Origin of the sequence: Marinobacterium ramblicola, from assembly GCF_019084545.1 — a bacterium.
In the GTDB taxonomy this organism is placed as follows: Bacteria; Pseudomonadota; Gammaproteobacteria; order Pseudomonadales; family Balneatricaceae; genus Marinobacterium_D; species Marinobacterium_D ramblicola.
On sequence record NZ_JAHREP010000008.1, the window covers coordinates 103,275 to 127,690 of the forward strand.

Below are 24,416 nucleotides of genomic sequence, written 5' to 3' on the forward strand. Positions count from 1 at the left end.
TGCCATGAGCACCCAGACCCAAAAGACACCCGAGATCGGCCCGGACCTGAACGGTTTCTTCGGCACCTTCGGCGGCCGCTTTGTCGCCGAAACCCTGATGCCGCTGATTCTCGAACTGCAGGCCGAATATGAGAAAGCGAAGCACGATCCCGGCTTCCACGCCGAGCTGAAGGCGCTGCAGAAGGATTACGTCGGTCGCGAGAGTCCGCTCTACTTCGCCGAACGCCTGACCGAACATCTGGGCGGCGCCAAGATCTACTTCAAGCGCGAAGACCTCAACCACACCGGCGCACACAAGATCAACAACTGCCTGGGCCAGATCCTGCTCGCCAAGCGTATGGGCAAGAAACGGATCATCGCCGAAACCGGTGCCGGCATGCACGGCGTGGCCACCGCCACCGTCGCCGCCCGCTTCGGTCTGGAGTGCGTGGTCTACATGGGCACCACCGATATCGACCGCCAGCAGCCCAACGTCCAGCGCATGAAGCTGCTCGGCGCCAAGGTGATTCCGGTAGTCAGCGGCACCGGCACGCTGAAGGATGCGATGAACGAAGCGCTGCGCGACTGGGTCACCAACGTGGAGTCCACCTTCTACATCATCGGCACCGTGGCCGGCCCGCACCCCTACCCGGAGATGGTGCGCGACTTCCAGTGCGTGATCGGTAACGAGGTACGCGCACAGCTGCAGCAGAAAGAGGGCCGCCTGCCGGACTCTCTGGTCGCCTGCATCGGTGGCGGCTCCAACGCCATGGGCCTGTTCCACCCCTTCATCAAGGACGCATCGGTACGCCTGATCGGCGTCGAAGCGGCCGGACACGGCATCGACACCGGCAAGCACGCGGCCAGCCTCAAGGGCGGCACACCGGGCGTACTGCATGGCAACCGCACCTTCCTGCTGCAGTCCGAAGATGGCCAGATCCAGGATGCCCACTCCATCTCCGCCGGTCTCGACTATCCCGGTATCGGCCCAGAGCACGCCTGGTTGCACGACATTGGCCGTGGAGAGTATGTCGCCATCACCGACGATGAAGCGCTGGACGCATTCAAGCTGACCTGTCGCCTGGAGGGGATCATCCCGGCACTGGAATCCTCCCACGCCATCGCCTACGCCATGAAACTGGCGCCGACCCTGCCCAAGGATCACCTCATGGTGATCAACCTGAGCGGCCGCGGCGACAAGGATATGGCCACCGTAACCGCACACCTGGCCGACGAACTGGCAGACTGAGCAAGAGTTGAGGAATAGTAACGATGAGTGCTAACCAAACCCGTATCGAGCGCCGCTTCGCCGAACTGAAGGCCGCCAACCGCGCCGGACTCGTCACCTTCATCAGTGCCGGCGACCCGGACTACGACAACAGCCTGAACACCCTGCTGGCGCTGCCGGACGCGGGTGCCGACGTGATCGAGCTGGGCATGCCGTTCACCGATCCGATGGCGGATGGTCCGTCGATCCAAAAATCCTCCCTGCGTGCGCTGACCGCCGGTCAAAATATGCAGAAAACGCTGGCGATGGTGCGCGCCCTGCGCGAGCGCGACAACGACACCCCGCTGGTGCTGATGGGCTACTACAACCCGATCTACTGCATGGGCGTGGAGAAGTTCCTGAAAGCCGCTTCCGAAGCGGGTGTCGATGGCCTGATCGTGGTCGACCTGCCGCCGGAACATGACGACGAACTCTGCCTGCCGGCGCGCGAATACAACATCAACTTCATCCGCCTGGCGACGCCAACCACCGACGCCAAGCGTCTGCCGCTGGTGCTGCAGAACACCTCCGGCTTCCTCTACTACGTCTCCAGCACCGGCGTCACTGGCTCTGCCGCGCCGACGCCGGAGCGCGTAGAGGGTGAAGTGAATGCGATCCGTGCACATACCGATATCCCGATCGGCGTCGGCTTCGGTATCCGCACCCCGGAACAGGCAGAGCGTATCGCCCAGTTCGCCGATGCGGTGGTGGTGGGCTCCGCGCTGACCGACTGCATCGAGAAGGCAGCTACTCCGGCCGAGGGTACTCAGGCCGTGGTCGATCTGACCCGCTCGCTGGCGGACGCGGTGCGCAAGGCGCGCTAACAGCCCGACAGATCAGGCGCTTGTCCGCTCACGGCGACAAGCGCCTGCATGATCCCCGCTTCGCGCAGCTGCTCAGCCTGCGCCTGGTCCCGCACCAGAATCGCACCGCAGAACGCCAGCGCGTTGAACGAGATCCCCTGCCAACGCTCCGCCGTCCTCGGCACCATCAGCATCCAGTCCCGCGTCAACAGCAGGTTATAAGGTGAGTCCGGGGCCAGATCCAGCATCGCGCGCAAGTGCCGGTAGCAATCGAGCAACCGGCTGCCCGCCTCGATCACATCATTAAATAGCCCTGACGGTAAACGCAAGACCGCATGGTTGAACGCCAGTCGATCACAGCGCTGTGGAATATCATCCTGAATCGAGCGCAGCTGCTCCGAGAATGGAGTCTCGGCAAAAGGCGCCATCGGCAGCGGTATCAGTTGCAGATGTTTGTGCGGCTGACTGGCCCCGGCCAACTCTCCAGCGTTATAAAACGCCAAACCCGGCAGTTGCGCCATCACCTCGGCCAGGGCTGAAAAATCACGCAGGTTGATCAGATCGGATTGAGCTTCGAACTCGCGGGTAACGATCAGCAGATGGTGATCCACCACATTGAACTTGTTCAGCAGGCAGCGGTGGTACTCACCAACCTCTCCGACATACAGCGCCTCATCGTAGGGTAAAAAGGGGTTGGTTTCATGGCTGCCCGCCAGCTTAAGCCGTGCCCTCGCCTCATCCTTGCGCTTGAGGTTATCCAGCACGCGCACAAGATACTTAAGCCCATGCTGCTCCACCACCAGAGCGGTGGTCGGGATCGGCAACAGGGCACCACCGGCAATGGCTGACTCCGTTACCGTTTGCACGCGCTCACAAAAGCTCACTGTCACCTTCTGCCCCCTGCTCAGGCGAAAAACCAATCGTCCGGCAATCGACCCACTTGACTGCCCGCAGCGGCAGAATAGCCTATTTGCCGCCTACCGAGTACCACCGCACATGGCCGCTATACTGTTGTGTAGCACTGCGACGCTGATCCCCATTTAAATCAATCTGGAGGCCGCATGAGCAATCTGACTTACCAATGCGAACTGGAGTGCGACACGCTGCAAACCGGAGGTGCCATAGAGCTGATCGTGGAGCCGAGAGAGAAGGACCTGGGCGGTTTTTCGGTGCGCCGTGTATTGCCCACCCGGCAACGCAAGATGGTAGGACCGTGGATCTTTTTCGACCATATGGGACCGGCGCAATTTGCCGCCGGGGACGGCATCAATGTGCGCCCCCACCCCCATATCGGAATCGCCACCGTCACCTATCTGTTTGACGGTGAAATCCTGCACCGCGACTCGTTGGGCAGCTATCAGCCGATCCGCCCCGGCGATATCAACCTGATGGTCGCAGGCCAGGGTATCACCCACTCCGAGCGGGAGCGCCCCGAGATAAGCAGTGCCGTCCATAACCTGCACGGTTTACAGCTATGGCTGGCCCTGCCGGAAGCGCAGGAAGAGATCGAACCGGCGTTCTACCACTACCCTGCGGCCGATATCCCGACCGTGGAGATCGCCGGAGTGCCCATCCGCGTCATGATGGGCAGCGCCTATGGGGTAAGCTCGCCGGTAAAACTGTTTGCCGACACGCTCTATCTGGAGGCTGATCTGAAGACGGGCCAACATCTGCAGCTACCCTCCGCCGAAGAGCGCGCCATCTACGTGGTGAGCGGCGGACTGAGAATACAGGGGACGCAGATTCCCGAACATGCAATGGCCTGCTTTACCGCGCAGCCGGACCTGTCGGTCGAGGCGACCGCCGATACCCGCCTGGCCCTGATCGGCGGCGAGTCATTCAGCAAGCGTTATATCGAGTGGAACTTCGTCTCCAGCCGCAAAGAGCGTATCGAACAGGCCAAGGAGGATTGGCGTGGCGGTCGTTTTCCGAAGGTGGTCGGTGACGAGGTGGAGTATATTCCGCTGCCGGAGTAAGACTTTACACTACCGTTCAATTGAGATCCGATCTGCTTCAATAAAGCCGTAGAGAAGAGGTCCTGATAATTCCATGCGGTTGACGATCTGACTGCCTTCTGCAAAGGAGCTTCAATAAGGCCGGAGCGAATAGCTCCGGATAATGTAGCGGGATGAGTGAATGTATATTCTTTACGCACAAGCTTCAATAAGGCCGGAGCGAATAGCTCCGGATAATCGGCATAAAGGCGCTGAGTCGTTCACTATCCCTGATTGCTTCAATAAGGCCGGAGCGAATAGCTCCGGATAATAGTAAAATCAGCAGGATCAAGCCCGCAATTGTCATCATGCTTCAATAAGGCCGGAGCGAATAGCTCCGGATAATTGTCGGTAAACATACCAACCAGTAGGTTAACAATGAGCGCTTCAATAAGGCCGGAGCGAATAGCTCCGGATAATAATGGATAGAGCGCTCCACCGCGGGGCGCGGCGCGTCATGCTTCAATAAGGCCGGAGCGAATAGCTCCGGATAATCAGCGTCAGAGCAATTCCTACTATTCGTGTCCTCATGCTTCAATAAGGCCGGAGCGAATAGCTCCGGATAATGGTATCCCCCTTGAGTCTCAAGACATCGAGGAAGAGAGGGCTTCAATAAGGCCGGAGCGAATAGCTCCGGATAATGTTCTAGGAGGTCGAAATGCAGCCGTACCACAACAAGCTTCAATAAGGCCGGAGCGAATAGCTCCGGATAATCGCGTAATACCCGTTGCGCTCGTTGATGATCTCGAAGCTTCAATAAGGCCGGAGCGAATAGCTCCGGATAATTTGTCGATATCGATCTCGCCGGTATGCCGGTTGAATGGCTTCAATAAGGCCGGAGCGAATAGCTCCGGATAATAAGTCTGCATCTCTGTCGGTCACATTGCTATAATTCGCTTCAATAAGGCCGGAGCGAATAGCTCCGGATAATTCCGTGACGGCCGAGGTCCCCGCTGCATCCTGCCAGCTTCAATAAGGCCGGAGCGAATAGCTCCGGATAATTCAGCAGCGCCGACGGCAACCCGATCAACCACCCGGCTTCAATAAGGCCGGAGCGAATAGCTCCGGATAATGTGTGGGCGATCGGGGGAGAAGGCGCTGTCGATGGCGCTTCAATAAGGCCGGAGCGAATAGCTCCGGATAATCCGGGGCGCGTGAGGCAATGGCAGCACGGATCGCAGCTTCAATAAGGCCGGAGCGAATAGCTCCGGATAATGATCGAGGTACTTGCGGATGGTCTTTTCTTTCGGGCTTCAATAAGGCCGGAGCGAATAGCTCCGGATAATACGCAAGCGCAGAACGGGGGATGAAGGCAATGTAGCTTCAATAAGGCCGGAGCGAATAGCTCCGGATAATGTCCCGACGGCGCCCAGCCAAGCGCCAGCGCGATGCCCTCGCTTCAATAAGGCCGGAGCGAATAGCTCCGGATAATCATGCTCGTCATGAAGGTGATCGAATTTGACCGCCAGCTTCAATAAGGCCGGAGCGAATAGCTCCGGATAATATCGTCTGGCCATGGCGTATAGGCTGGGTCACAACTCGCTTCAATAAGGCCGGAGCGAATAGCTCCGGATAATCCCCACGCATGGAGATTACACAGCCGTGATTGTGGGCTTCAATAAGGCCGGAGCGAATAGCTCCGGATAATCTGAGAAAGCGCGGAATTTTTCTCGTTATACTGGACAGCTTCAATAAGGCCGGAGCGAATAGCTCCGGATAATCCGGGATCATTATGTAGAGCGGTTCAAATCTCATATGCTTCAATAAGGCCGGAGCGAATAGCTCCGGATAATAGTCCAGTCCCTCACGGCTTGAATATGGGCAGCAGGCTTCAATAAGGCCGGAGCGAATAGCTCCGGATAATAATCAAGCGGGAGGTGGAGGGATGAAGAACAACATCGCTTCAATAAGGCCGGAGCGAATAGCTCCGGATAATCCACTGTGATACGGACATTATAACTCATGTCTAGCAGCTTCAATAAGGCCGGAGCGAATAGCTCCGGATAATAAAGTGCTTTTCGTGATCGTTCTCGACAAGAAGATCGCTTCAATAAGGCCGGAGCGAATAGCTCCGGATAATGACTGCCATATCCTGAGACAGCCGAATAGCCTGCTCGCTTCAATAAGGCCGGAGCGAATAGCTCCGGATAATGGGACGGGAAATACTTCCGTTTCGATAACCTGTCACTGCTTCAATAAGGCCGGAGCGAATAGCTCCGGATAATGGTCTGGCCGCCGATCTACGGGAACGGTACGCACCAGCTTCAATAAGGCCGGAGCGAATAGCTCCGGATAATACACTCAACCCACTGCCTAACGGGGTTGTTGTATGCCGCTTCAATAAGGCCGGAGCGAATAGCTCCGGATAATCTTCATTCTGGTTCGCGTGGTCCAGGAAATCGAATCGGCTTCAATAAGGCCGGAGCGAATAGCTCCGGATAATGCGCGGACTTGAGTTCTCGCTATCGTTCAACGAATTCGCTTCAATAAGGCCGGAGCGAATAGCTCCGGATAATAAGCCCTCTTCCCACAAGCAATGGGCTGTTTTCCATGCTTCAATAAGGCCGGAGCGAATAGCTCCGGATAATCACGTCGAATGTGCCGACCTTCGCTTTCACCACCAGGCTTCAATAAGGCCGGAGCGAATAGCTCCGGATAATTGATTCAGCCGTCCGGCGACTCCGTTAGTCTCACCGGCTTCAATAAGGCCGGAGCGAATAGCTCCGGATAATCGCGATATAAATCGATCGATAAAACACAAACCCGTGCTTCAATAAGGCCGGAGCGAATAGCTCCGGATAATGCAACAACGAGGGAAGCATCATGGCAACTTTTACTATGCTTCAATAAGGCCGGAGCGAATAGCTCCGGATAATCCAGCCGTACTTAAGTTCAAATTCGGCGACATGATCGAGCTTCAATAAGGCCGGAGCGAATAGCTCCGGATAATGAGATACCGGAACCATCGGCGCGAACCGAGTAGCGATGCTTCAATAAGGCCGGAGCGAATAGCTCCGGATAATTCTGTAGATGACGAAACAATCCCCGCCGATATCATCGCTTCAATAAGGCCGGAGCGAATAGCTCCGGATAATACCGTCGCGCAATCAGCGTAACGTGATTCCGATGATGCTTCAATAAGGCCGGAGCGAATAGCTCCGGATAATACCAACCCGCAAAACGTGTTTTATACCGGCGTCAAGCTTCAATAAGGCCGGAGCGAATAGCTCCGGATAATACCCAGCGCTACATGCCCTGTCCCCTGTGGAGATCGCCGATAGATTGCGAGCACTCTATCCAAAGGCATGTAACAATCCTCTGTAAGCCAAGGTTAACAGCTCCCAACGTAACACTAATTACCTGATTTTTAAAGAACATAGACTGCCTGCGAGACCTGCCCCAGTTTTCATTCATTACTACAGCGCTCGCGGACAGGTGGCAAAGCTATATGATAATCGGTTCACGCGTAACAGGCTCGAATGTGCGCCCGAGACTTACGAATTCCGTATATTTGGAATCGGCACGCCCCAGCTTGAAGAGCAACACGTGATCCTCATGCTGCTTTATCTCCAATTCGAGTTCGTTCAACAGTCGGCGCTTTCGTAACTCACTAAGACGGCATTGGAAAACGGAAAGCTGTACCCATTCACCGTATCCTTCGAGAATTCGGAACACCCGTCGTAGTCGCTTGGAGTCACTGACATCATAGGTCACCAGATAAAGGTGCTCTGCGCTCATGCTATTCCCCGCGTTTTCAAAAGATTACCTTGTAGTGAACGCGATGTAATGGTCGATCTCCCCGGACAGGTACCGCCCCAATAACCGCGCCTCCAGTTCAAGCAACCGACGATAGCTGAGCCGGTAACCGAAGAAGGGGTGCGTCACATGCTGCCCAAGACGACGTTCCAGGGTGCCCATAAAGGCCTTGCGCCCATTGTTGGTCAATCCGCATTGATCCCCGTGTTGGACGAAATCCTTGGGCCCGACCTCTCCGTTGTTGATGGCTGTTAGGACCGCGGAATCTGCCAGTAGCGGGCGGAAGGGCTCCATCATGTCGAGAGCGAGCGCCGGTCGCCCTGGACGCGGTTGATGATAGAAGCCCACGTAAGGATCAAATCCCACCCCATGCAAGGTGGCAGCCCAGGTGCGCGTCAGGATGCTGTATGCATATGACAACAGCGCATTGATTGGATCACGAGGCGGACGGCGGTTACGCCGGGTGAAGTCGAACGTTGTCGCATCGGCTTCCGGCGACAGCATTTTCGAAAAGGCCCGGAAATAGATGCTGGCCGCCTGCCCTTCGATACCAAGCAAGGTGGCCATCTCCTGAGCCCGGGGCGCACTGGCGGCGTAGTATTTCAGCTGTTTCAACGCTTTTTCCGGGGACTCCTCGTTGCATCGCCAGTTACGGCGCAACAAGGTTCTACAGTTGAGTATTTTGGCACGAACTAGACTACGGGCAATCTTCAGCGACGACTCAGCGTCGAACGAAGCCCCGAACTGATGGATACGAAGTTGAACATTCTTGTGCCCCAGTCCCTGCGCATGGCCGTAATACCAGCCACCCTGGGTATGCCAAGTAACCGGGATCTCTCTCTGCATCAGAGTTTGCAAAGTCGGTGTGGTCAGATGGACGTTGCCGAACAACGCTAAGTGACTGATTTCGTTTAGGCGCGCTGTGCACTTCTCATCGTTGGCTTCGATCTCCAGCACTTCGCCTTTTTTACGGATAGTGCCGAATGGTGCTTGTACATAGAGGGGCATTTTGTCTTCTTCGCGAACGGCGATTGGACGAGGCGCCTCATCCAGATGTCGATACCAATTGACCTCGTCGGGTAAACAGATTGAAACCAGCGAACAGCGTGGGCATTTAGGACTGTCCTCCAGTGGAGGCGGAGGCAACGGTTCATTCCACAGCTTACGCAGACCGTCAGTGGCCGCCAGCGTTAGTTCAACCAGCGTGTCATCGAAAGGGACTCTAACGTGCTCTTTCGATCCCACGTAATAGATTCCGCCCTCTTCGGCCTCATAGCCATGCTTGCGTAGTAGCAGCCCCTGGGCACAAAGTTGGACACGTTCCGGATCGTAGACACCGGCCGCAATGTGCGGCCGCTTGCCCTTTTTGTAATCCACCGGGGTTACCCGGTTGCCTTCGCCTTCGATCAGATCGAGTTTGGCAATGATACCCAGCTCCATATCGCTCAGCGTTACGGAACGCGCATGCACCACAATTTCCTCGTCCATATCTTCGGGCTCTGGGAGTTTACCGGACTTTTTGTCCACTCGTCGATGCGCGTGGCGACCGGTTTCCGTGTCCGGATTATCACGCCACTCCCCTTGCACCCACTCCAGATAAGCCAGACGGGGACAGTATACGTATTCGTTTATCATGCGGGCGGGGATGAGATCCGGTGCTGGATTGGTGACGCTCATGACTTAACCCTCCACGATTCCAAACAAGCCGAGTCCAAAATGACACGCAAACCCCAGCGCTATGGGTCCCCTGACCTCCTCTGGGAAACTGAGCCGCAAGAAACTGCCCTGCCGGTCGGGCTGTGAAATTCCACGCCTGCCACGAAAACGATGGAAATGGACCGGACGGCGCGATCTGTTACCTGGCCCGACATCAATGCTGTCCAGCACTTCAACTTCCGGTTCCGGCAAGCCGCGCAACCCGCACTCCTTTCGAATCTGTTCCACCACGCCAAAGCCCTTCTTGCGGTGCCAGGGGTGGAGGTAGGGAGTCAGGCTCTGCCAGACGCGGCTACTGCCGGATAGCTGTCCCAGATGGTGGCCGGTGGTGTCGAGTAAAAGTCGCCATTCCGACCCGTCTCGCATCCAGAGCCGCTCCAGCCGTATCAAGGCACGTTGGGTGTCCGGATCGATCCCGCCCGGCACATACAGCAAAAGGTGGTCGATATGACCATCTCCATCCATGTCCTCCGCCAGATAAAAGGCGTGGTCGTGATGATTTTTCTCCGGTAGATCGTGGCCGGAGATCAGTGGTGACACCGACGCACCGAGACGCTTGTCCAGAGTATGAATCAGCGCCGCCCGAAAGGTTTCGGTGATTCGGACCGTGTCCTCTACCCTCGGAAGCGGCTTACCGACGAGTTGCAGACGCGCCTGGATCGGAGCGGCGCCGGTTCGAAATGCGTTAGAGGGTGCAATACGGCTATTGAGCGCCTGATAGGGTCGATAGTAGACAATCTGGCGTGCCGCGGGCGGAGCGCTCCAGCCCACGGACTGCAAGTCACCGGTATCCAGCCGTAGCGCATCCGCCAGTTTTTCCGGCAGTGTGGCGTGCAGATTTTGACCCTTCCTACCCTTGGCGCCTTTGATCTCTTCGCGCGCCAACAGCTCGGCGCGGACCTCTTGCCAGCTCGCAGCAGACAGGGGAACCGTCAGTTTCACAGGCTCGCTTGCCAGTCCATCTTCAGCCGCAGAACCTACTTGTTCTGCCCGGACATTGATATCGGCTGGCGACTCATCCAAACGCCGAGCAATCACCCAGCTTTCGGCGCGCCCCAGATAACCGAGCTTTGCAAGCAGCTCATCGAGCAGTTGCGTGCATTCGGCATCCAGCTCCAATTCCGGCCAATGAACAATCAGGGCTTCTGCCGGTGAAACGGCGGCAAAGGCATCGAATACCAAGGTGGTTTTATTTCCGGGAATCGGCATGTAGTGACGGCTATGCGCTTGCCGCGCCGGAGGAATATGGAAGCAAGGGGGCTCGCATGCCAGCGATTCCAGCAATCGATCCAGCATAGCTTCACTGAATCGCTGTTGATCGCCCTTGCGATGCCAGGTTGCCAACAGTGCGCGCAGCAGACGCCAGGGAGAAGGAGGCCATTCGACATCCGCCTCGTTGACGTGGCGCCCCCAGGGCGTGGCGTGATAACGCCCCGCCGGGAAGGTCATGGCGATGGTCAACATGGCTTATTTCTCGTAGGTAACTTGGGTGATGCGAGGTTCCGCGAATAGCTCGCCACACTCGGCGATCAGACCAGGCAATGCCTCTTCAAGTGCTTCGCGGCCGGGAATTTCGCAATGCTCCGGCTGGGTGGCACGCAGTTCAACCAGTCGAAGGTCGCACGCGGTTCGCAGGCGCAGCCCTTCATCCAGGAAACGGCGAATTTTGTATAGGGCGAGTGCCGTAAGCAGATTGTTGGCTGCGTTGCCCAAACCAGACGCGCGGATCTGGGCGAGATCGAGATTGAAATAGGCGGTAATCCGGGGCGATACATATTCGTCGCGGGCGAAGGGAACATTGCCGAACCCCTTGCTGGTATCGCCGCTCGGGTTGACGGAGTCGTTTTTCACGCCGCCGCTGGCGGCGACTTTCACCTGGCGCGCTTCGATAAAGGCCGAGATGGCGCGCGGCATACGCAAGCGACCGCCCGCCAACTCCTTCTTGGCAAGAAAGACGCCATGCAGCAAGGCATTGGTATCAAGCCGCATCAACACTCGGGCAAGGCGGCGAATATCCACGCGCCCCTCCTCCATGCCGGCCAATTCGGACTTGAGTATCTCGAAGACCGATTTGTCCTTGCCTTCGAGGATATAGGGCGAGTTGATGCGGTGGGACTCCAGGACTGAATTGGTGAGGGGTTCGCCATTTTTATCACTGACCTTGATCAGCGGCAGCCCCTTGAGTGGCCCGACCCAGTCATCGGCATTGTCATCCCAGCACACCACCTCCAGGCGATTAGCCATGCTTTGGGCGGATTCCACCAGCAGCATCTGCTCGCCATCGGGACCTTCGTAGACGGCAGCCCCAAGGTCCGGGAAGCCGGTGGGCTGAAAGCGGGTACCCTGAAGCGGCTGCAGATCCGCTTCGAGCAACAGGCGGGGGGCAGTGGCAAAAGCATTGAAATTGAGAGTCATGGTGGCGTTCTCCATAAATTTAGTGGGTACTGGGAGTCGTTTCTTCGAACCGGTACGCGGAACGCACCAGACGAGACAGGGAAGCATCGTGAATCGGCAACATCAGCGCGGCGAGCAGCCGGGGGCCGCTGATATCGTCGCATGAGGGCAGCAGACCGGGGCCGGCAAAACCGGCGATACGCATGCGACGCAGGCCAATCGACAAAGCATTCCCCACGTGATCGGCAGCCAGCAGGCGCGGAATATCCGCCGGAAGCATCAGCGAGAGGCCATCCGACAAAAGCCCGGCGGCCTGGAGCTGCGCCGTGCCGGCAAAGAGCGGTTTGAGTAGGCGATACGCCAACGGCAGCCCAGGTGCTTCGATGCCACGTCCCGGCAGAGGAAAAGGCCGGTCGATCAGTGCCAGCGCGGGCAGCAACGCGGCAATGCGGCGGTCCAGACTATCCGACGAAAGGAAGGACTCCACGGCAGTAAGATCGACCGGACTCCGGCCTTGAATATCAAAACCCTGTTGTCCTTGCTGGTGAGCGGCAATCATCCGCCGTTGAATCAGCTTGCCGAGTTGCCTGTCCAGCGGCCCCTTGCTCCAGGTATGGAGACTATTCTCGCCCTGTTCATTCAAGCGCCAGCCCTTGGCATGACCCTTTTCCAACGGGAACAGATGAGCCCGTATCGGCAAATCACCGTCTGTGCCAATCCCGGCCAACGCCGATGCCAGGCGATAGGCGTCGCTGCGGTCATCCGCTTCACGCAACCAGCCTTGAGAAAGTTTTGGCAAAGAGAGGCTGGCATTGCGCCCCTTGCGGTTACCGGCCTGCCACTGCGCCAATTCGCCGACCCGAATCAGCACGATTTGCAAGGTGACCGCCGTTGGCCGACGGGTCAGGTCGAACAGGGCGTTTTCCAGACTCTGGATGCTGCTGCGCAGGCTGTTGGGGGCTTCTTTTGTCCGCGCCGCCTTGCGCAATTGATCGAGCCAACGATGCTGATCCAGGTCGTTGATAAGTTCAGATTTCGGGGCCTGCGCGACCCGGATACGATCCAATGGCGTGGCGAGATACGCTTTTCCCGACCGCATCACAAAAGCATAGCGCTGAAAAGCACCGATGCCTCTATCCACGCCCAACTGCGCAACCGCACGCGCGAAGTCCAGCCCATCCCGACAACCTCGGCAGTTCAGGGTAGCTCGCCCTTCGGTCAATAGATTTTTCAACTCGGGCAAAGAGGCTGCCTGACTCCATAGGGGCAGCCACATTTCAGCACGGGCGTTGGCTTCATCCGACTGGGCTGCACTGCCGGAGCCGCTGCCACTCATGCGCACGGTGAAGGGATAGCTCAATTGGCCTCGCAGGCCAGTTTCAAGACGACGAGTCACACCCGTCGCAAACAATAGCGCGCCCTCCAGCATGAGGATGAAGTCCCAACCATTCACGCTGGAGCCTCCTTCAAATCCGTTACTGCTATTGGGGCCTCCAGAATTGCCGGGCGCGAATTGACCGACCGAGCCTTTCCCTATACCCGGCGTGGCAATCGCAAACAAGGCACTGGGTAACTCCTGCATTGCTCCAGGCAAGGGCTGGCCGGTTTCCGGGTCGAATAGCTGTACAAGCTGCTTCAGGTAGTTATTGGTAAAGTCGAGACGACCGTCGTTACCACCGGTTCCCAGCAGGGGAGGAAAACGTGGGCCGTCGTCAGTTAATGAGAGTGCGGCATCCATCCAAGCCAGTGCGTCATCGTCGAGTGTTGCGCGAAGCAGGGCCAAGAACCTTGCCTTCTCTTCCCCATCCGGCCGTTCCTCATAACCCGCCGTTTCGAGAGCGGTTCGCATGGCAGCAATGGTTTCACGCAGAGGTTGAAAACGCGGTGCCAAGCTGATGCCGAGAGGATCTATACCCTCTTTATTGTCCTTCGGATAAAACCCGCTTCCGCCATTCCATGGCGCCAATACCGGTGTAGGCCTGTATTCGTACAGGAAGAAATGCAGCAGCTCATCCGCGTTGGTTTGCGTATACAACTCAAACCCATCATCCCGCCAGGCTCCTTTGACCTCGGGGTCCAGTTGCTCCGCGACCAGCCGCAGGATACCCAACGCCTTGAGGTAATGCGCAAGCGGTGTGGGGGCGCAGCCGCCAAGAAGAATTCGATTCATGACTGCTCTCCTTGAGGTTTTCGGTTGGCTTCCCCCTTCGAGGCGCGCCAATCGGCGATACGCACCAGGGTTTCCAGCCAGGCCAGTTGGAAGGGGCCCAGATCGGCCAGCAGTTTTTGCGTGCGCGCGGTCCAGGACGGCCCCATGGGACCATCCCCCAATCGCATCAGGTCAAGACGCAGGGTGGTCTCGGGCAGCGGTTGGCCCGCGACCAATGGCACCGGCGGCAGCAGGTCGCCAGACCAGACGCCGCGTGCAAACAGGCGGTCGTCGCGGGGTTGGCTTTCCTTGGGCAGCGCGCGCAATCCCATGCGAACCTTGCCGTGGTGTGCAGCCATCAGGTAGGCGATCAGGTCCCGCCGGGCGTGGTCCGGATTGTGTTCAAGCCAGGCCAGCATCGAGGCTAGTTCGTGGCGAAAATGGGGCCGCAACGCTCCCCTCTCCTCCCCTTCGACCGGCTGCATGCGGTACTCTGGCTTGCCGCCTTGATCCGACTTGGCCCAGAGTTTACCGGGTTCCGGCACCCCGCCCCGGTGGGTCAGCATGTGCTGGAAGGCTTCGTGAGCCTTACCCCAATCGTGGAGCGACGCTGCCTTGATCACCGATTGGGCATCGCCATCCGCAAGCGCCAGTTCACGACATAGTTTCCGGGCTTCCGCTTCCGCATCCGCAAGGTGTTCGCCCAGTTCCACATAGCGGCCGATGTAGCAGAGATCGTCGCGCGTATAGCTTTCTTCTTCGAGGCAGAGGGCGCCAGCAATGTCTACCACCGGTCCCTTGGCTCCGGCGACGAAGCCCAGGGTTGGGGCATAACCGCCATCGGCGGCTTTCAGCAACAGAGTTTGGCCCGGCCGGACCCTGGACTTGTCCTGTTTCGACCATCGACCCGCGACCGTATCCCAAAACCAGGCATCGATCTTCTTGCTGAGATGGTCCTGTAACTGTCCTATCGCCACGGGGCAGAGCTCCTCGCGCAACGGCGGGGGTTGGTCTTCGGGGCTGTCCGTGAAATCACGCCAGAACACCAGGGACTGCGGAACTCCGGTATCACGGATGTAGAGGGAGATGTCGATATCTTGGCCGGACAGGTCTGCATCCGTGTTGAAGAGTTCGATGAAGTCTCTTCTGCGCAGTACCAGTTCGACCGCCTGTCGGTCCCCTACCGATGGCAGTTGTCCTGGTCCGGCGGAGCCTCCGGCCTGAATGACGGCATCAACCTGTGTTCTCGCTTGGGAAAGGGGTTCAGGGGGATAGGGTGTCGCTTCGACGGCCTCGTCTATATTGATGCAAAACAACCGGGCATTATCGCACTCGCCATAGCGATTACAGCGCCCGAACCTTTGCACCAGGGAAGCCCAGGGCGCCAGTTCGGTAAAAAGGGTCGTACTGGTGATATCCACCCCGGCTTCGATCGCCTGAGTCGCGATAACGATGCGGTCCCGGCTGCGCTCACCGTTCTGGAGCTGTCGTTCGATATGCTGCCGCTCGGCCGGACGAAAGCGCGCATGCAACAGGAGTGTTCGCTCCGGGTCATGTTGTTTGACTATGTGCTTATACAGCTCCTGCGCCCGCTCCACCCGGTTGAGAATCACCAGAGTCTGGGTATTGGGTCGGTGCTCGGCCATGATCTCGGCGGCCAGGGCAGACAGGTAGTCTTTGGCCTTCTTCCTGGCGTTTCCGCTATTGAGATCGGTTCTCGCATACGCAAGCCGCTTTGCGCCGTTGACACGCTGACGAGCGACCGGATGTGTCAGATCGTCCTCCGTAAGCGCCGCGACTTGCAGGGAGTCCAACTGCGGCTTCAGGTCGACCGTGCCCAGCCATTGTCGCCTCAACGTAGCGGATACCCAGAGGCTGCGACTACCCTTGCCCAACGGAAAGGTTCGCCGGAAGGCTTCCAACTGAGCGCTGGAGGATAATGCCGGGCCCATGAGTTGGACCTCGTCATAGACCCAGAGCGCATCGTTGTGCAAAAGGGCGAAGTGGATGGGCCATTGATAGCGACTCATGCCGTATCCGCGCATCAATGCTCGGGACAACAGCATGTCTTGGGTGCCAATCAGGATCGCCGGGCTTTCCGGGGACTCCGCCCAGGTCGCCTTGAGGATATCCTCGCTGCCACCCATCAGCAGGTGTACGCCGACCGTCTCGGCAAGACCGAGACGCGCAAGCCACGCGCGGATGTTGGCTTCCGTTTGTTCCACCAGAACGCGCATGGGCAGACACCAAACGAGCCGACGCGGCATGGATGGATCATTCAGCGCTGTCTTCCGATACAACCAAGCCAGCGTAACCGCGGCCGTTTTCCCCAACCCGGTAGGCACATTAAGCACGTCAGGCCAGTCTTCCGACGTGGCAAGGCGGGCCTGATAAGGCAATGGCTCCATGCTCGCATGGCCGTAGGCCTTTTTAAAAAAATCTGTAAAGTTCATGTCAAGCAACCTCTTGAAGCTGCAATACACTCTTGCATTGGCTCGTTAGCTCTACTATCCACTTTCATACCTCCCCGCCAACCCTGTTCATTTCCACAGGTAAACTCAGTTGACAGGTATCGCCTTATTTCCGGTACCTCAGCTGTTGAACATCCAAGGTTTAACCTCATCCAGATTGGCCAGTATCAGTTGCTGGGCTTCGGGACTGCCGTCGATCATCTTGACGTTGACCTGCATCTCCTGGAGCAGGTACTGGGCAAGGGCTGCACGGGTTGTCAGGTGCAACTCACCGTTTTGCATACAGTAGTCATGAATCAACGCTTCCTGTTTGACCTCACTGAGGCGCGGGTCGGGTTTGAGGATGAGAGTGACTTCGGTGTGCCAGGCGTGGTCATCAGCGCCGGTGTGATCGGATCGATCAAGCAGGTCGGGCTCGCCACGAAAGCGACTGAGCACGAAGTCGCGGTATTCGCCGCTCTTTTCGCACCAGGCACGCAGGTGCCAGCGTAGACCGGTGTTGACGAAGGTGTGGGGGACGATGATGCGGCCGTCGCGGCTGGGGTTGCTGATCGATACATAGTCGACATCGACGCGCCGTTGTTGGCGTATTGCCTGGACCAAGGGGCGGATGACGCGGGGCGAGACGTTGCGTGGAGGATGTAGCAGTGCCGCATGAGGCAGGCGGCAGCTGGGGCTGTCCGGTGTGGCATGAGCGCTACGACCGGTCATCCAACCGAGATATTCGGCTACGTCGCCACTGATATAGAGAAGCTGGAACGATTCAACAGGCCTGAAGCCACGGGCGCTGGCGTCATACTCGAGATTGCCGGTCTCGTCCCGGTAATGCCCTATATCCTTGGTCGCCTGCTGGCGGCTGATACCGAAGAAGTGGCAAAGATGGGTACTGGAAACCCGGCCCTCCCAGTAGGCCAACAACTCGATGAGTCGATACCGGCGCAAGACTTCCGATGTTTGCATCCTTTTTTCCTTTCGGCAGGAGGGCTTGCTCCAGCCAGAGTCCTTTTCAGTATTGCCCCTATCCCACAGAAAGATATAACCATTTATCGCTTAAGGACACCCCTACCGAAGTTTATGGATCGCCCTTTCCAGCGCATCCCGCTCTCGATCCGGATCCTCGATGCTTTCGATCAATCTTATCCTGTCGATATATTGCGCCGGCAGCTCCATTTCGTGCGCGCCAACCAGGACATGATTCAGGTACCAGGAGAAGGGTTTGATCAGCGGGTCGGTCTTCGTCGCCCAATAGGTGTGGGCTTCGATCAGCTCCCCTGCCGGTCCGACCACGACAACCTGCTTCTCGCCGTATCCGACACCCAGCCCCTCGACCCGGTCCAGAGCCGGTTTTTCCAGTGGGTCGATGTGATACAGGACACCGATCACCTGGTGCTCCTGCTTACCGCTGTAGAACGCATCGCACTTGCCGGAACCATCACCACCACGTTTATGAAAACGCAGGTCATGGGCTTCCAGCCGATAACGGCCGAGACGCCTGGCGCTCGGCACTCTCTCCCGCAACCGAGCAAGCGACATGTTGGATCCGTATGCGAAGTAATGCATCTGTCCCCCCTCGGCAGTGCGTTGGTTAATGGCGACTCAATTCAAATAATAGCCATCTCATCTAACGCACTGTATGCAGATCGCTCATATGCTCAGGGTGACTGAGTTAAACCGCCAACGCATCCTCCGCCGCCACCCTGCTCTCCTCCAACCTATGGATAGTGGGTTCACTCTCCAGCGCCTTGATCGCCATCAGAATATTTTCCCGCCCCAATTCGCGGTATGCATCCAGATGGCGTTCGTCGAAGAACTGATTGGCGGTGCTGTCGTTCGGGAAGCCGGCATCGATATTGGAGAAGCAGGTCACTTGAGCCGATGAATGGGTTGTCAGTGCCGACTTCACATACAGTAACCTCCCTGTATGTCCCGATCTGTAGCGGATAATTCCCAGTGCAAAGCAGCTCTGGTGCACTCCATCCTGAACCTCACGCAAGGCCTTGGTATCCAGGGCGATGTGGCAACCAAAATCGGCCTGGGAGCGCTGCAACAGCGAGCCCAGATCAGACAGCGTGTTCTGAGGATCGGCTCCGGCATCTGACGCGATGATCAGCGGGCACTCTCGGCGCAGCAACTCGTAGACGCCAAGATTTTCAAAGTGGCCACCATCCGACAGATGCACGCTGCGGGCCGTTTCGTTCATCCCCTTGGCGAACAGCTCTTTGAAGATCAGCCAGAATGGCATATGGCTTTGGTGGAGACCCGCACGACGCGGGTGCTGAACCCAGAAGCCCAAGCGAAAATTCAGCATCGTCAATAGAATGCTTAACGCGCGATTGGCAGTCTTGGCAGTGTCGGGATCCACCGCCGCGCCACTGGTGGTTACGGCATCCCCCAAGCTCAAACGGCCACTTTGAAACGCCGCTGTATGGGCGAAACCGGTCGCTGGATTCCCACAATAGAGCGGAGTCAGAGCGAAACTATCACCCATTCGGGACCGAGCCAACGACCGATTGGAGTTGACCGTCGACAGGGTTGTATTGATCAGCGGCAGGGGTGCACCCTTATTCGGCTTGAGGTCGGCCAGCGGCATATCTTCAGCAACCGGCTTCCCGGTGTAAAAGAACGCCTGTACCAACTGAGCCAGGTAATAACTGTGGATCGACGTACGATTAACGCTGGCCAACGTCGCTAAACACACGGCGAGCCCGAACCAGCTCCAGAATAGCGGATAGTCGGCAATGTGTAGATGGAACACCAGATGGTAGGAGAAAGCCGCCATACCATAGAGCAGAAGCGTCAGTCCAAACAGTGCCAGCTTAGGACTCATGCGAGCTTTAGCCATTGCCCATACCCCGGTAATGAGCGGTATCACATAATCCAGATGACTGCCGAGCCCCGCCAGTTGCTCCGAAGCGGCTAAAGACAACAGGCTGTCATCCAGTTGTGACACCATCGGCAGGCTACCGAGCAGCACCAGCGCAATTGTCAGCCCTATCAACCGTCCCATAATCCCACGAACCGCAATCTGGTATCTGAGGCCACCGCCATGGCTTGCGCGCCACAGCGCCATAGTGGGCACGCTGATCAGGAAAAAAATGAAACAGACCAACGCACCGAACAACATCAACAGATAACCGCTGTGACCATAAATCACGTCAGCCCCAGGCAGGTGCCAGTGTTTCGGCCAAGGCAGACGCGTGTGCGGCAAGCCCGCTACCCAGAGCCCGGCCAGCAAAATCGGCAATAACACAAACAGACTAAAGAGTGTCGACGCCAGCGTGCCCGCCACCAGAGTTGCGCTACTCGCGCCTTTACCCGCCAACATATAGCTTGCATGCGCCCGCAGCCAGTTGAGCACCGGCGCGCTGAACAGGTCGGCAACCCCTTGCCCCCGGTGCTTGAGCCACTGATAGCAACCCGCCATATAGCCGCCGCCGGATACAGAGGATAGATAATCAATTCTGTCGATCCAGCCGTTCTCCGACAACCCTTGCAAGATGCCAAGCTGGAAACAGGCGGAGCGGATCCCTCCGCCGGAGAACGCAAGCCCTGTCACCGGCTGTTCTGGGTCGACTCCAGCTGCTCGGCGCCGATCTTCGATCCAGCGTAGCTCCTCGGCCTTGACCCGCTCAAAATCGTTGCTGTAGTTCGGATTGCTATAGCTCGGGTTGCCGTCGCTCATTGCGCTCTCCTTGTTCATTACGGCTGATCCAGACAAGCGGGCGCTCCCCGGTATCGGTAGCCCGGCGGGTTATCGCGGTGGATCTTCAGATACTCCAACAGTGCGAAACGCTGTTCATCCGAGAGTTCCGGCCCGATCACGCCGGAGGGCAGCGGGTTGGCACTCGGGTCATTCCGGTACGCCTGCCACTGCCGAGGCGATGCCGCGAAGCTGTGGCCCGTGTTGTGGTTGCCGGTCAGCGCGGTGTTGAACCAGAATCCGTCGAACTCACCGCCAGGCGGCTGGCTGGTGACATAGCCCAGATGCACAGGATCGTAATCGCGGGGGCCGACAAAGAAGGTTGTGTCGCGTTCGGCGGCGGGCAGCAGCATCTGGTAGATACTCGGTACCGAGCCGTTGTGCAGGAACGGCGGCGTAGCCCAGACACCGGCCAACGGGCGTGGTTTATAGCCAAGGATCTGCTGCGGCAGATCCAGTGCGCCGAATCCCTCCAGACAGGACTGCTGCGCCTCGGTCAGGTTGTTGTCCTCGTAATAGCGCTGCTTCAACAGCAAGCCGATCAGATTCAAGCCAAGCCCTTCGCTGATGTTGGCCGGGTCGATCGAAGCCAGCAGCTTGGTATAGGCTTGCTGGGCGTGGTCCATGTCGTACCAGAGTGCGTTGACCTGGCACTGGGTATCGCAGCTCAGCTGGGGATAGGCATCATACGCGGCTGAAAGCTGCGTATCCGGCTTCAAGCCTAAGTAGTTCAGCGCCTGCTTGATCCTGGTTTCAGGAGAGGGCTCGAAACCCTGCTCAGCCAACTGATCCGGCGGTGGGAACTCATCTGCCAATGCAGTAAAGGCAACGCGTGCCTCTTCGCTCAAGCTCTGATCTATCGACAGCTCCTGCAGACGCATCAGCATGTCACGGGCCAGTTTCTTTTGCAGCAGCGGATCGATCAGCTCCTTTACCTGGGCCTTGGTAATACCGGTGGCGGAGAGGTCATAGGTACGGTTCAGGAAGCTCTGCGCCTCGGTGGGATCGGTACCGACATGATCGATACCGATCACCTCGATCAGCCAGTGATCCTCGGGACCGACCTTGAGTGGAGCCTCCGCCATTTGACGGGCACGGCTCGACCTGTGCGGTCCGTGACACTCGACGCAGTGGTTCTGGAACAGCTGCTCTCCTTGCGCTGCTCTGGTCCGGTCGATCCTGCCGAAGATATCCTCCGGCCAGTTCGGCGGCGGCAGCTGCTGCAGGGCGCGCTCGATCTTCTCCAGCCCCGGTATGTTCACCGAGGTACGGAAGCGCTGATCGGCGGGCAGAGGTGCGCCTTCCGCATTAATCAGCTGGATATCGGCGCCCACCCCAAGCGCCTCGCCCACGTTCCTCGCCAGCGGCTGTGCCACCGAGCCGTTGTACTGCACCCAGTTGAACTTCCACATGTTCCACAGGTAGGGGTAGCTCACCGGGGCCGACGATCTTTGCAGGTTGGCATCGGTCAGGTGCTCACCGAACAGGGTGTTGGCAATCCGGCCCAAGGCATCGGTACGGCCAAACCCTTCGCGGGTTGGGTAGAGGTGTGCCAGCGGATTGTTCTGCCGGATATTGAGGAAGGCTTCCAGGGTATCGCCCAGCTGCCGGTGCAGTTTCACCTTACTGCCGCCGTCGGCCAGTACCCGGTCGGCAAAGCGGTTGAACTTGAGCGGGTTGGCCCAGGTTTCCGCCAGCGCACTGATCAACATCGGGCCGAAGCTGCCACGCTGCAGATCGGTAAAGGCGTGCATCGCCTGACCGCCATCGATACGCAGTCCGAAACGCTTGCCCTCCTTGTTGTAGTGCAGCTCACCGGTATGACAGGCGGCACAGCTGATATCCAGCAGCTCTTCTCCCAGTGATGCGGAGTAACGCTTGGCGAAACCGACCGGCAGGTCATCCGGGTGGCTGGGATCATCCAAGAACTTGAAGCGGAGCAGGAACCGGGGGTCGGCAAAACGCTCCGTCGATAGCGGCTGCTCCAGATTGAGGAACCAGTTGTAACGCACGGCGGCATCACCGGCCCCCTGCGGCAGCGAGGTGCCCTGAGGGGTATGGTAGTAAGCCTCGCGCGAGGCGGCTTTCCAGCCCGAGTTCAGGTAACGATACTCATCCACCTGTTCGAATCCCGGCACCCTCTCCTTGGAGGAGTTGACGAAGAAAGCGAAGATACCGACCGCCGCCAGTAGCAGCAGTAGAGCCAGTACCAACAGCCGCCAGATCAGGCGCGACGCGATTCCCTTGCTCATGGTGACGCCCTTCTCACTCGGAGCTCCTTGGTTTTTATTGTGATTGGACGCTTACTGCACTTGAAGACCGAATAAGAACAAGCGTTTGAGATCTGTTTTTTTAACATACAGAGGCAGAAAAACCACGCCATTTTTAACTAGTTAGCGGATTTTCTGGTGTGGAAGCGCGGTAACGGCCATACCGTTACCGGCGATGCTGCGCTCAACTCTATCTTTGTCGCCGTGTCAGCGCTGAGACGCCAACAGGGTGCCACCGGCACCGGCAAGCAGCACGGCGCAGCTACGGTTGAAGATGCGCTGTCCCCGAGGCCGGGCAAACCACTGCTTCAAATAGAGTCCGGCGGCTCCGTAAAGGGCGATCGCCACCCACTCCAGCAGCAGGAACAAGCCGCCAACGATGGAGAACTGCACCGCCATATCGCCTGCGGGATCGACGAACTGGGGCAGGAACGCGGTGAAGATCAGGATCGCTTTGGGATTACCCGATGCCAGCAGGAACTCCTGCCGCGCCATATCGAACAAACTCTTGCGCTTGGCATCCAGCGCGATCTCTTCCGGCGTCACACCCGCTATCCAGAGCTTGTACGCCATCCAGAACAGGTAGAGAGCACCAACGACCTTGATCAGGGTGAAGATCAGCTCCGAGGTGTGCAGCACCACCGCCAGGCCCGACGCCGCCAGTGCGATCATCACGGCAAAGGCCAGCAGGCGCCCAGCCCCGGCGAGCACGGCGTTGCGCAGGCCGAAGCGCTGGGCATTGCTCATCGCCAGCAGGTTATTGGGGCCCGGCGACAGGTTCAGCGCGAAGCAGGCCGGGATAAAGATCAGCAACAGATGCAGTGACATGGCAGGTAATCCGCAGACAGAACCGAAAGTTATCAGACGACTAATTTTTAGCCAATGCGGACCTTAATTCAACCGTATTGCCGTCCGGATCCTGAATATAGACCGAGGGGCCGAAACCTTCGGCACCGTAACGTGTCTCGAAGGTACTCATCTCGATACCGGCTTGAGCCAGGGTATCGTGCAGTTGCTGCTCGCCGATCGGTGCCAAACGCAGGCACAGGTGATCCAGGTTATTTTCGGTCCGGGTCGGCGGCCCTCCGCCCATCCTGCCGAGTTCGCTGTCCACGCGGACGATATCGATCAAGGCGTTACCGGCACGCAGCTGAACCAGGCCGGTTTCCGGTCCGGTATCGCGCTCCAGCGTGCAACCGAGCTTGTTTATATAGAACTCAAGCATCGCGTCTATCTGTGCCGTACGCAGCACGATATGGTCTATGCCTTCGATATCCAGCATCTTTTCTACCTGTTCTCTTGGTGTTAGCGAATTCAATCAGTATAGCGATTGATAGGGGACGGATTCGACAGTTTGCCCGCCCCCATAAGGGGCGGGCTGAAGCTCAATACTGCTGGCTCGGTTGTTCGATCTTTTCATAGAGCTGGAAGCTGCCATCCTTGTTCAGCAGCACCACCGGATAGGCCTGGAACCTGTCGCCCATCTCCATGCCCGGGCTGCCCAGGGGCATGCCCGGTACCGCCAGCCCAAGTGCGCCTTCCGGCGGAGCTGCGAGGAAACGCTTCACCAGCTTGGCGGGTACATGGCCCTCAAACACATACCCCTCTTTCGAGACCGCGGTATGGCAGGAGCGCATGTTGGCTGCGATGCCGTGCTCATCCTTGATCGCGTTAAGATTATCGGCGTGGTGGATGGACGAGGTGAAGCCGTGGGTCTGGGCGTGCTCCACCCAGCTGGTGCAGCAGCCGCAGGTCGGGCTTTTGTAGACATCGAGCGCGATGGTCGAGGCCTTGGCTTCGACAGCGGCCGAGCCGCTGTCGGTGGCCGAGCTCTCTGAACAGGCGGTCAGCAACGTGGTACCGAACAGCAGCGAGCCAATACAGAGGTTACGGAATGTGGACATATTGATCTCTCCG

General features: G+C 58.1%; 17 protein-coding genes and 1 CRISPR repeat array. Of the genes, 3 read left to right on the forward strand and 14 right to left on the reverse strand.

What is annotated here, in order from left to right; translation table 11 throughout:
- Positions 1-4 precede the first annotated feature (4 nt).
- The gene (gene trpB, locus KQ940_RS08035) at positions 5-1,228 is read left to right on the forward strand and encodes a tryptophan synthase subunit beta (protein WP_217412916.1); all 1,224 of its coding nucleotides are present in this window, start codon (positions 5-7) and stop codon (positions 1,226-1,228) included.
- A gap of 23 nt (positions 1,229-1,251) precedes the next feature.
- Entirely contained in the window at positions 1,252-2,070 is an 819-nt protein-coding gene (trpA, locus tag KQ940_RS08040; protein WP_217412917.1) for a tryptophan synthase subunit alpha, read from the forward strand.
- On the opposite strand, the gene KQ940_RS08045 is transcribed toward trpA, so the two are convergent.
- The gene (locus tag KQ940_RS08045; protein WP_217412918.1) at positions 2,067-2,939 is read right to left on the reverse strand and encodes an ATP adenylyltransferase family protein; all 873 of its coding nucleotides are present in this window, start codon (positions 2,937-2,939) and stop codon (positions 2,067-2,069) included. The two genes, trpA and KQ940_RS08045, sit on opposite strands and share 4 nt — an antisense overlap.
- 171 nt (positions 2,940-3,110) lie before the next feature.
- On the opposite strand from KQ940_RS08045, the gene KQ940_RS08050 reads away from it, so the two are divergent.
- Complete coding sequence (locus KQ940_RS08050; RefSeq protein WP_217412919.1) at positions 3,111-4,025, forward strand: pirin family protein; 915 nt, start codon at positions 3,111-3,113, stop codon at positions 4,023-4,025.
- Between the two features lie 34 nt (positions 4,026-4,059).
- A CRISPR array of direct repeats spans positions 4,060-7,281; the repeat unit is 36 nt; unit sequence GCTTCAATAAGGCCGGAGCGAATAGCTCCGGATAAT.
- Positions 7,282-7,487: 206 nt separating this feature from the next.
- On the opposite strand, the gene cas2 is transcribed toward KQ940_RS08050, so the two are convergent.
- The 13 genes from cas2 to KQ940_RS08115 all read right to left on the reverse strand — a co-directional run bounded on the left by cas2 (position 7,488) and on the right by KQ940_RS08115 (position 24,403).
- On the reverse strand, positions 7,488-7,781 hold the full coding sequence (cas2, locus tag KQ940_RS23070; protein ID WP_217412920.1) for a CRISPR-associated endonuclease Cas2: 294 nt from the start codon (positions 7,779-7,781) through the stop codon (positions 7,488-7,490).
- A 24-nt stretch (positions 7,782-7,805) separates the two neighbouring features.
- Complete coding sequence (gene cas4g/cas1g, locus KQ940_RS08060) at positions 7,806-9,476, reverse strand: CRISPR-associated endonuclease Cas4g/Cas1g (RefSeq protein ID WP_217412921.1); 1,671 nt, start codon at positions 9,474-9,476, stop codon at positions 7,806-7,808.
- Between the two features lie 3 nt (positions 9,477-9,479).
- Entirely contained in the window at positions 9,480-10,979 is a 1,500-nt protein-coding gene (gene csb2, locus KQ940_RS08065) for a type I-G CRISPR-associated protein Csb2 (RefSeq protein WP_217412922.1), read from the reverse strand.
- 3 nt (positions 10,980-10,982) lie between these two features.
- Positions 10,983-11,930: a type I-G CRISPR-associated RAMP protein Csb1/Cas7g gene (gene cas7g, locus KQ940_RS08070; protein ID WP_217412923.1), complete on the reverse strand. Its 948-nt coding sequence runs from the start codon at positions 11,928-11,930 to the stop codon at positions 10,983-10,985.
- Between the two features lie 19 nt (positions 11,931-11,949).
- Entirely contained in the window at positions 11,950-14,079 is a 2,130-nt protein-coding gene (gene cas8g1, locus KQ940_RS08075) for a type I-G CRISPR-associated protein Cas8g1/Csx17 (protein WP_217412924.1), read from the reverse strand.
- Positions 14,076-16,511 carry a type I-G CRISPR-associated helicase/endonuclease Cas3g gene (gene cas3g, locus KQ940_RS08080; RefSeq protein ID WP_217412925.1) on the reverse strand — a complete coding sequence of 812 codons (2,436 nt, stop codon included), beginning with the start codon at positions 16,509-16,511 and terminating at the stop codon, positions 14,076-14,078. Before cas3g ends, cas8g1 begins: the two co-directional genes overlap by 4 nt.
- 138 nt (positions 16,512-16,649) lie before the next feature.
- On the reverse strand, positions 16,650-17,489 hold the full coding sequence (locus KQ940_RS08085; protein ID WP_217412926.1) for a helix-turn-helix transcriptional regulator: 840 nt from the start codon (positions 17,487-17,489) through the stop codon (positions 16,650-16,652).
- Positions 17,490-17,591: 102 nt separating this feature from the next.
- On the reverse strand, positions 17,592-18,089 hold the full coding sequence (locus tag KQ940_RS08090) for a gamma-glutamylcyclotransferase family protein (RefSeq protein WP_217412927.1): 498 nt from the start codon (positions 18,087-18,089) through the stop codon (positions 17,592-17,594).
- Between the two features lie 106 nt (positions 18,090-18,195).
- Positions 18,196-20,211: a patatin-like phospholipase family protein gene (locus KQ940_RS08095; protein ID WP_217412928.1), complete on the reverse strand. Its 2,016-nt coding sequence runs from the start codon at positions 20,209-20,211 to the stop codon at positions 18,196-18,198.
- Positions 20,212-20,228: 17 nt separating this feature from the next.
- Positions 20,229-22,481, reverse strand: a complete 2,253-nt coding sequence (locus KQ940_RS08100) for a di-heme-cytochrome C peroxidase (RefSeq protein ID WP_246589868.1) — start codon at positions 22,479-22,481, stop codon at positions 20,229-20,231.
- Positions 22,482-22,706: 225 nt separating this feature from the next.
- On the reverse strand, positions 22,707-23,327 hold the full coding sequence (locus KQ940_RS08105) for a LysE family translocator (protein ID WP_217412929.1): 621 nt from the start codon (positions 23,325-23,327) through the stop codon (positions 22,707-22,709).
- 40 nt (positions 23,328-23,367) lie between these two features.
- On the reverse strand, positions 23,368-23,781 hold the full coding sequence (locus tag KQ940_RS08110; RefSeq protein ID WP_217412930.1) for a VOC family protein: 414 nt from the start codon (positions 23,779-23,781) through the stop codon (positions 23,368-23,370).
- A 103-nt stretch (positions 23,782-23,884) separates the two neighbouring features.
- Positions 23,885-24,403 carry a DUF411 domain-containing protein gene (locus KQ940_RS08115; protein WP_217412931.1) on the reverse strand — a complete coding sequence of 173 codons (519 nt, stop codon included), beginning with the start codon at positions 24,401-24,403 and terminating at the stop codon, positions 23,885-23,887.
- Positions 24,404-24,416: the final 13 nt, after the last annotated feature.

Coding starts and splice junctions, on each gene's coding strand:
- trpB (WP_217412916.1), top strand. CDS start 5: ATGAGCACCCAGACCCAAAAGACACCCGAGATCGGCCCGGACCTGAAC.
- trpA (WP_217412917.1), top strand. CDS start 1,252: ATGAGTGCTAACCAAACCCGTATCGAGCGCCGCTTCGCCGAACTGAAG.
- KQ940_RS08050 (WP_217412919.1), top strand. CDS start 3,111: ATGAGCAATCTGACTTACCAATGCGAACTGGAGTGCGACACGCTGCAA.
- cas2 (WP_217412920.1), bottom strand. CDS start 7,781: ATGAGCGCAGAGCACCTTTATCTGGTGACCTATGATGTCAGTGACTCC.
- cas4g/cas1g (WP_217412921.1), bottom strand. CDS start 9,476: ATGAGCGTCACCAATCCAGCACCGGATCTCATCCCCGCCCGCATGATA.
- csb2 (WP_217412922.1), bottom strand. CDS start 10,979: ATGTTGACCATCGCCATGACCTTCCCGGCGGGGCGTTATCACGCCACG.
- cas7g (WP_217412923.1), bottom strand. CDS start 11,930: ATGACTCTCAATTTCAATGCTTTTGCCACTGCCCCCCGCCTGTTGCTC.
- cas8g1 (WP_217412924.1), bottom strand. CDS start 14,079: ATGAATCGAATTCTTCTTGGCGGCTGCGCCCCCACACCGCTTGCGCAT.
- cas3g (WP_217412925.1), bottom strand. CDS start 16,511: ATGAACTTTACAGATTTTTTTAAAAAGGCCTACGGCCATGCGAGCATG.
- KQ940_RS08085 (WP_217412926.1), bottom strand. CDS start 17,489: ATGCAAACATCGGAAGTCTTGCGCCGGTATCGACTCATCGAGTTGTTG.
- KQ940_RS08090 (WP_217412927.1), bottom strand. CDS start 18,089: ATGCATTACTTCGCATACGGATCCAACATGTCGCTTGCTCGGTTGCGG.
- KQ940_RS08095 (WP_217412928.1), bottom strand. CDS start 20,211: ATGAGCGACGGCAACCCGAGCTATAGCAATCCGAACTACAGCAACGAT.
- KQ940_RS08100 (WP_246589868.1), bottom strand. CDS start 22,481: ATGAGCAAGGGAATCGCGTCGCGCCTGATCTGGCGGCTGTTGGTACTG.
- KQ940_RS08105 (WP_217412929.1), bottom strand. CDS start 23,327: ATGTCACTGCATCTGTTGCTGATCTTTATCCCGGCCTGCTTCGCGCTG.
- KQ940_RS08110 (WP_217412930.1), bottom strand. CDS start 23,781: ATGCTGGATATCGAAGGCATAGACCATATCGTGCTGCGTACGGCACAG.
- KQ940_RS08115 (WP_217412931.1), bottom strand. CDS start 24,403: ATGTCCACATTCCGTAACCTCTGTATTGGCTCGCTGCTGTTCGGTACC.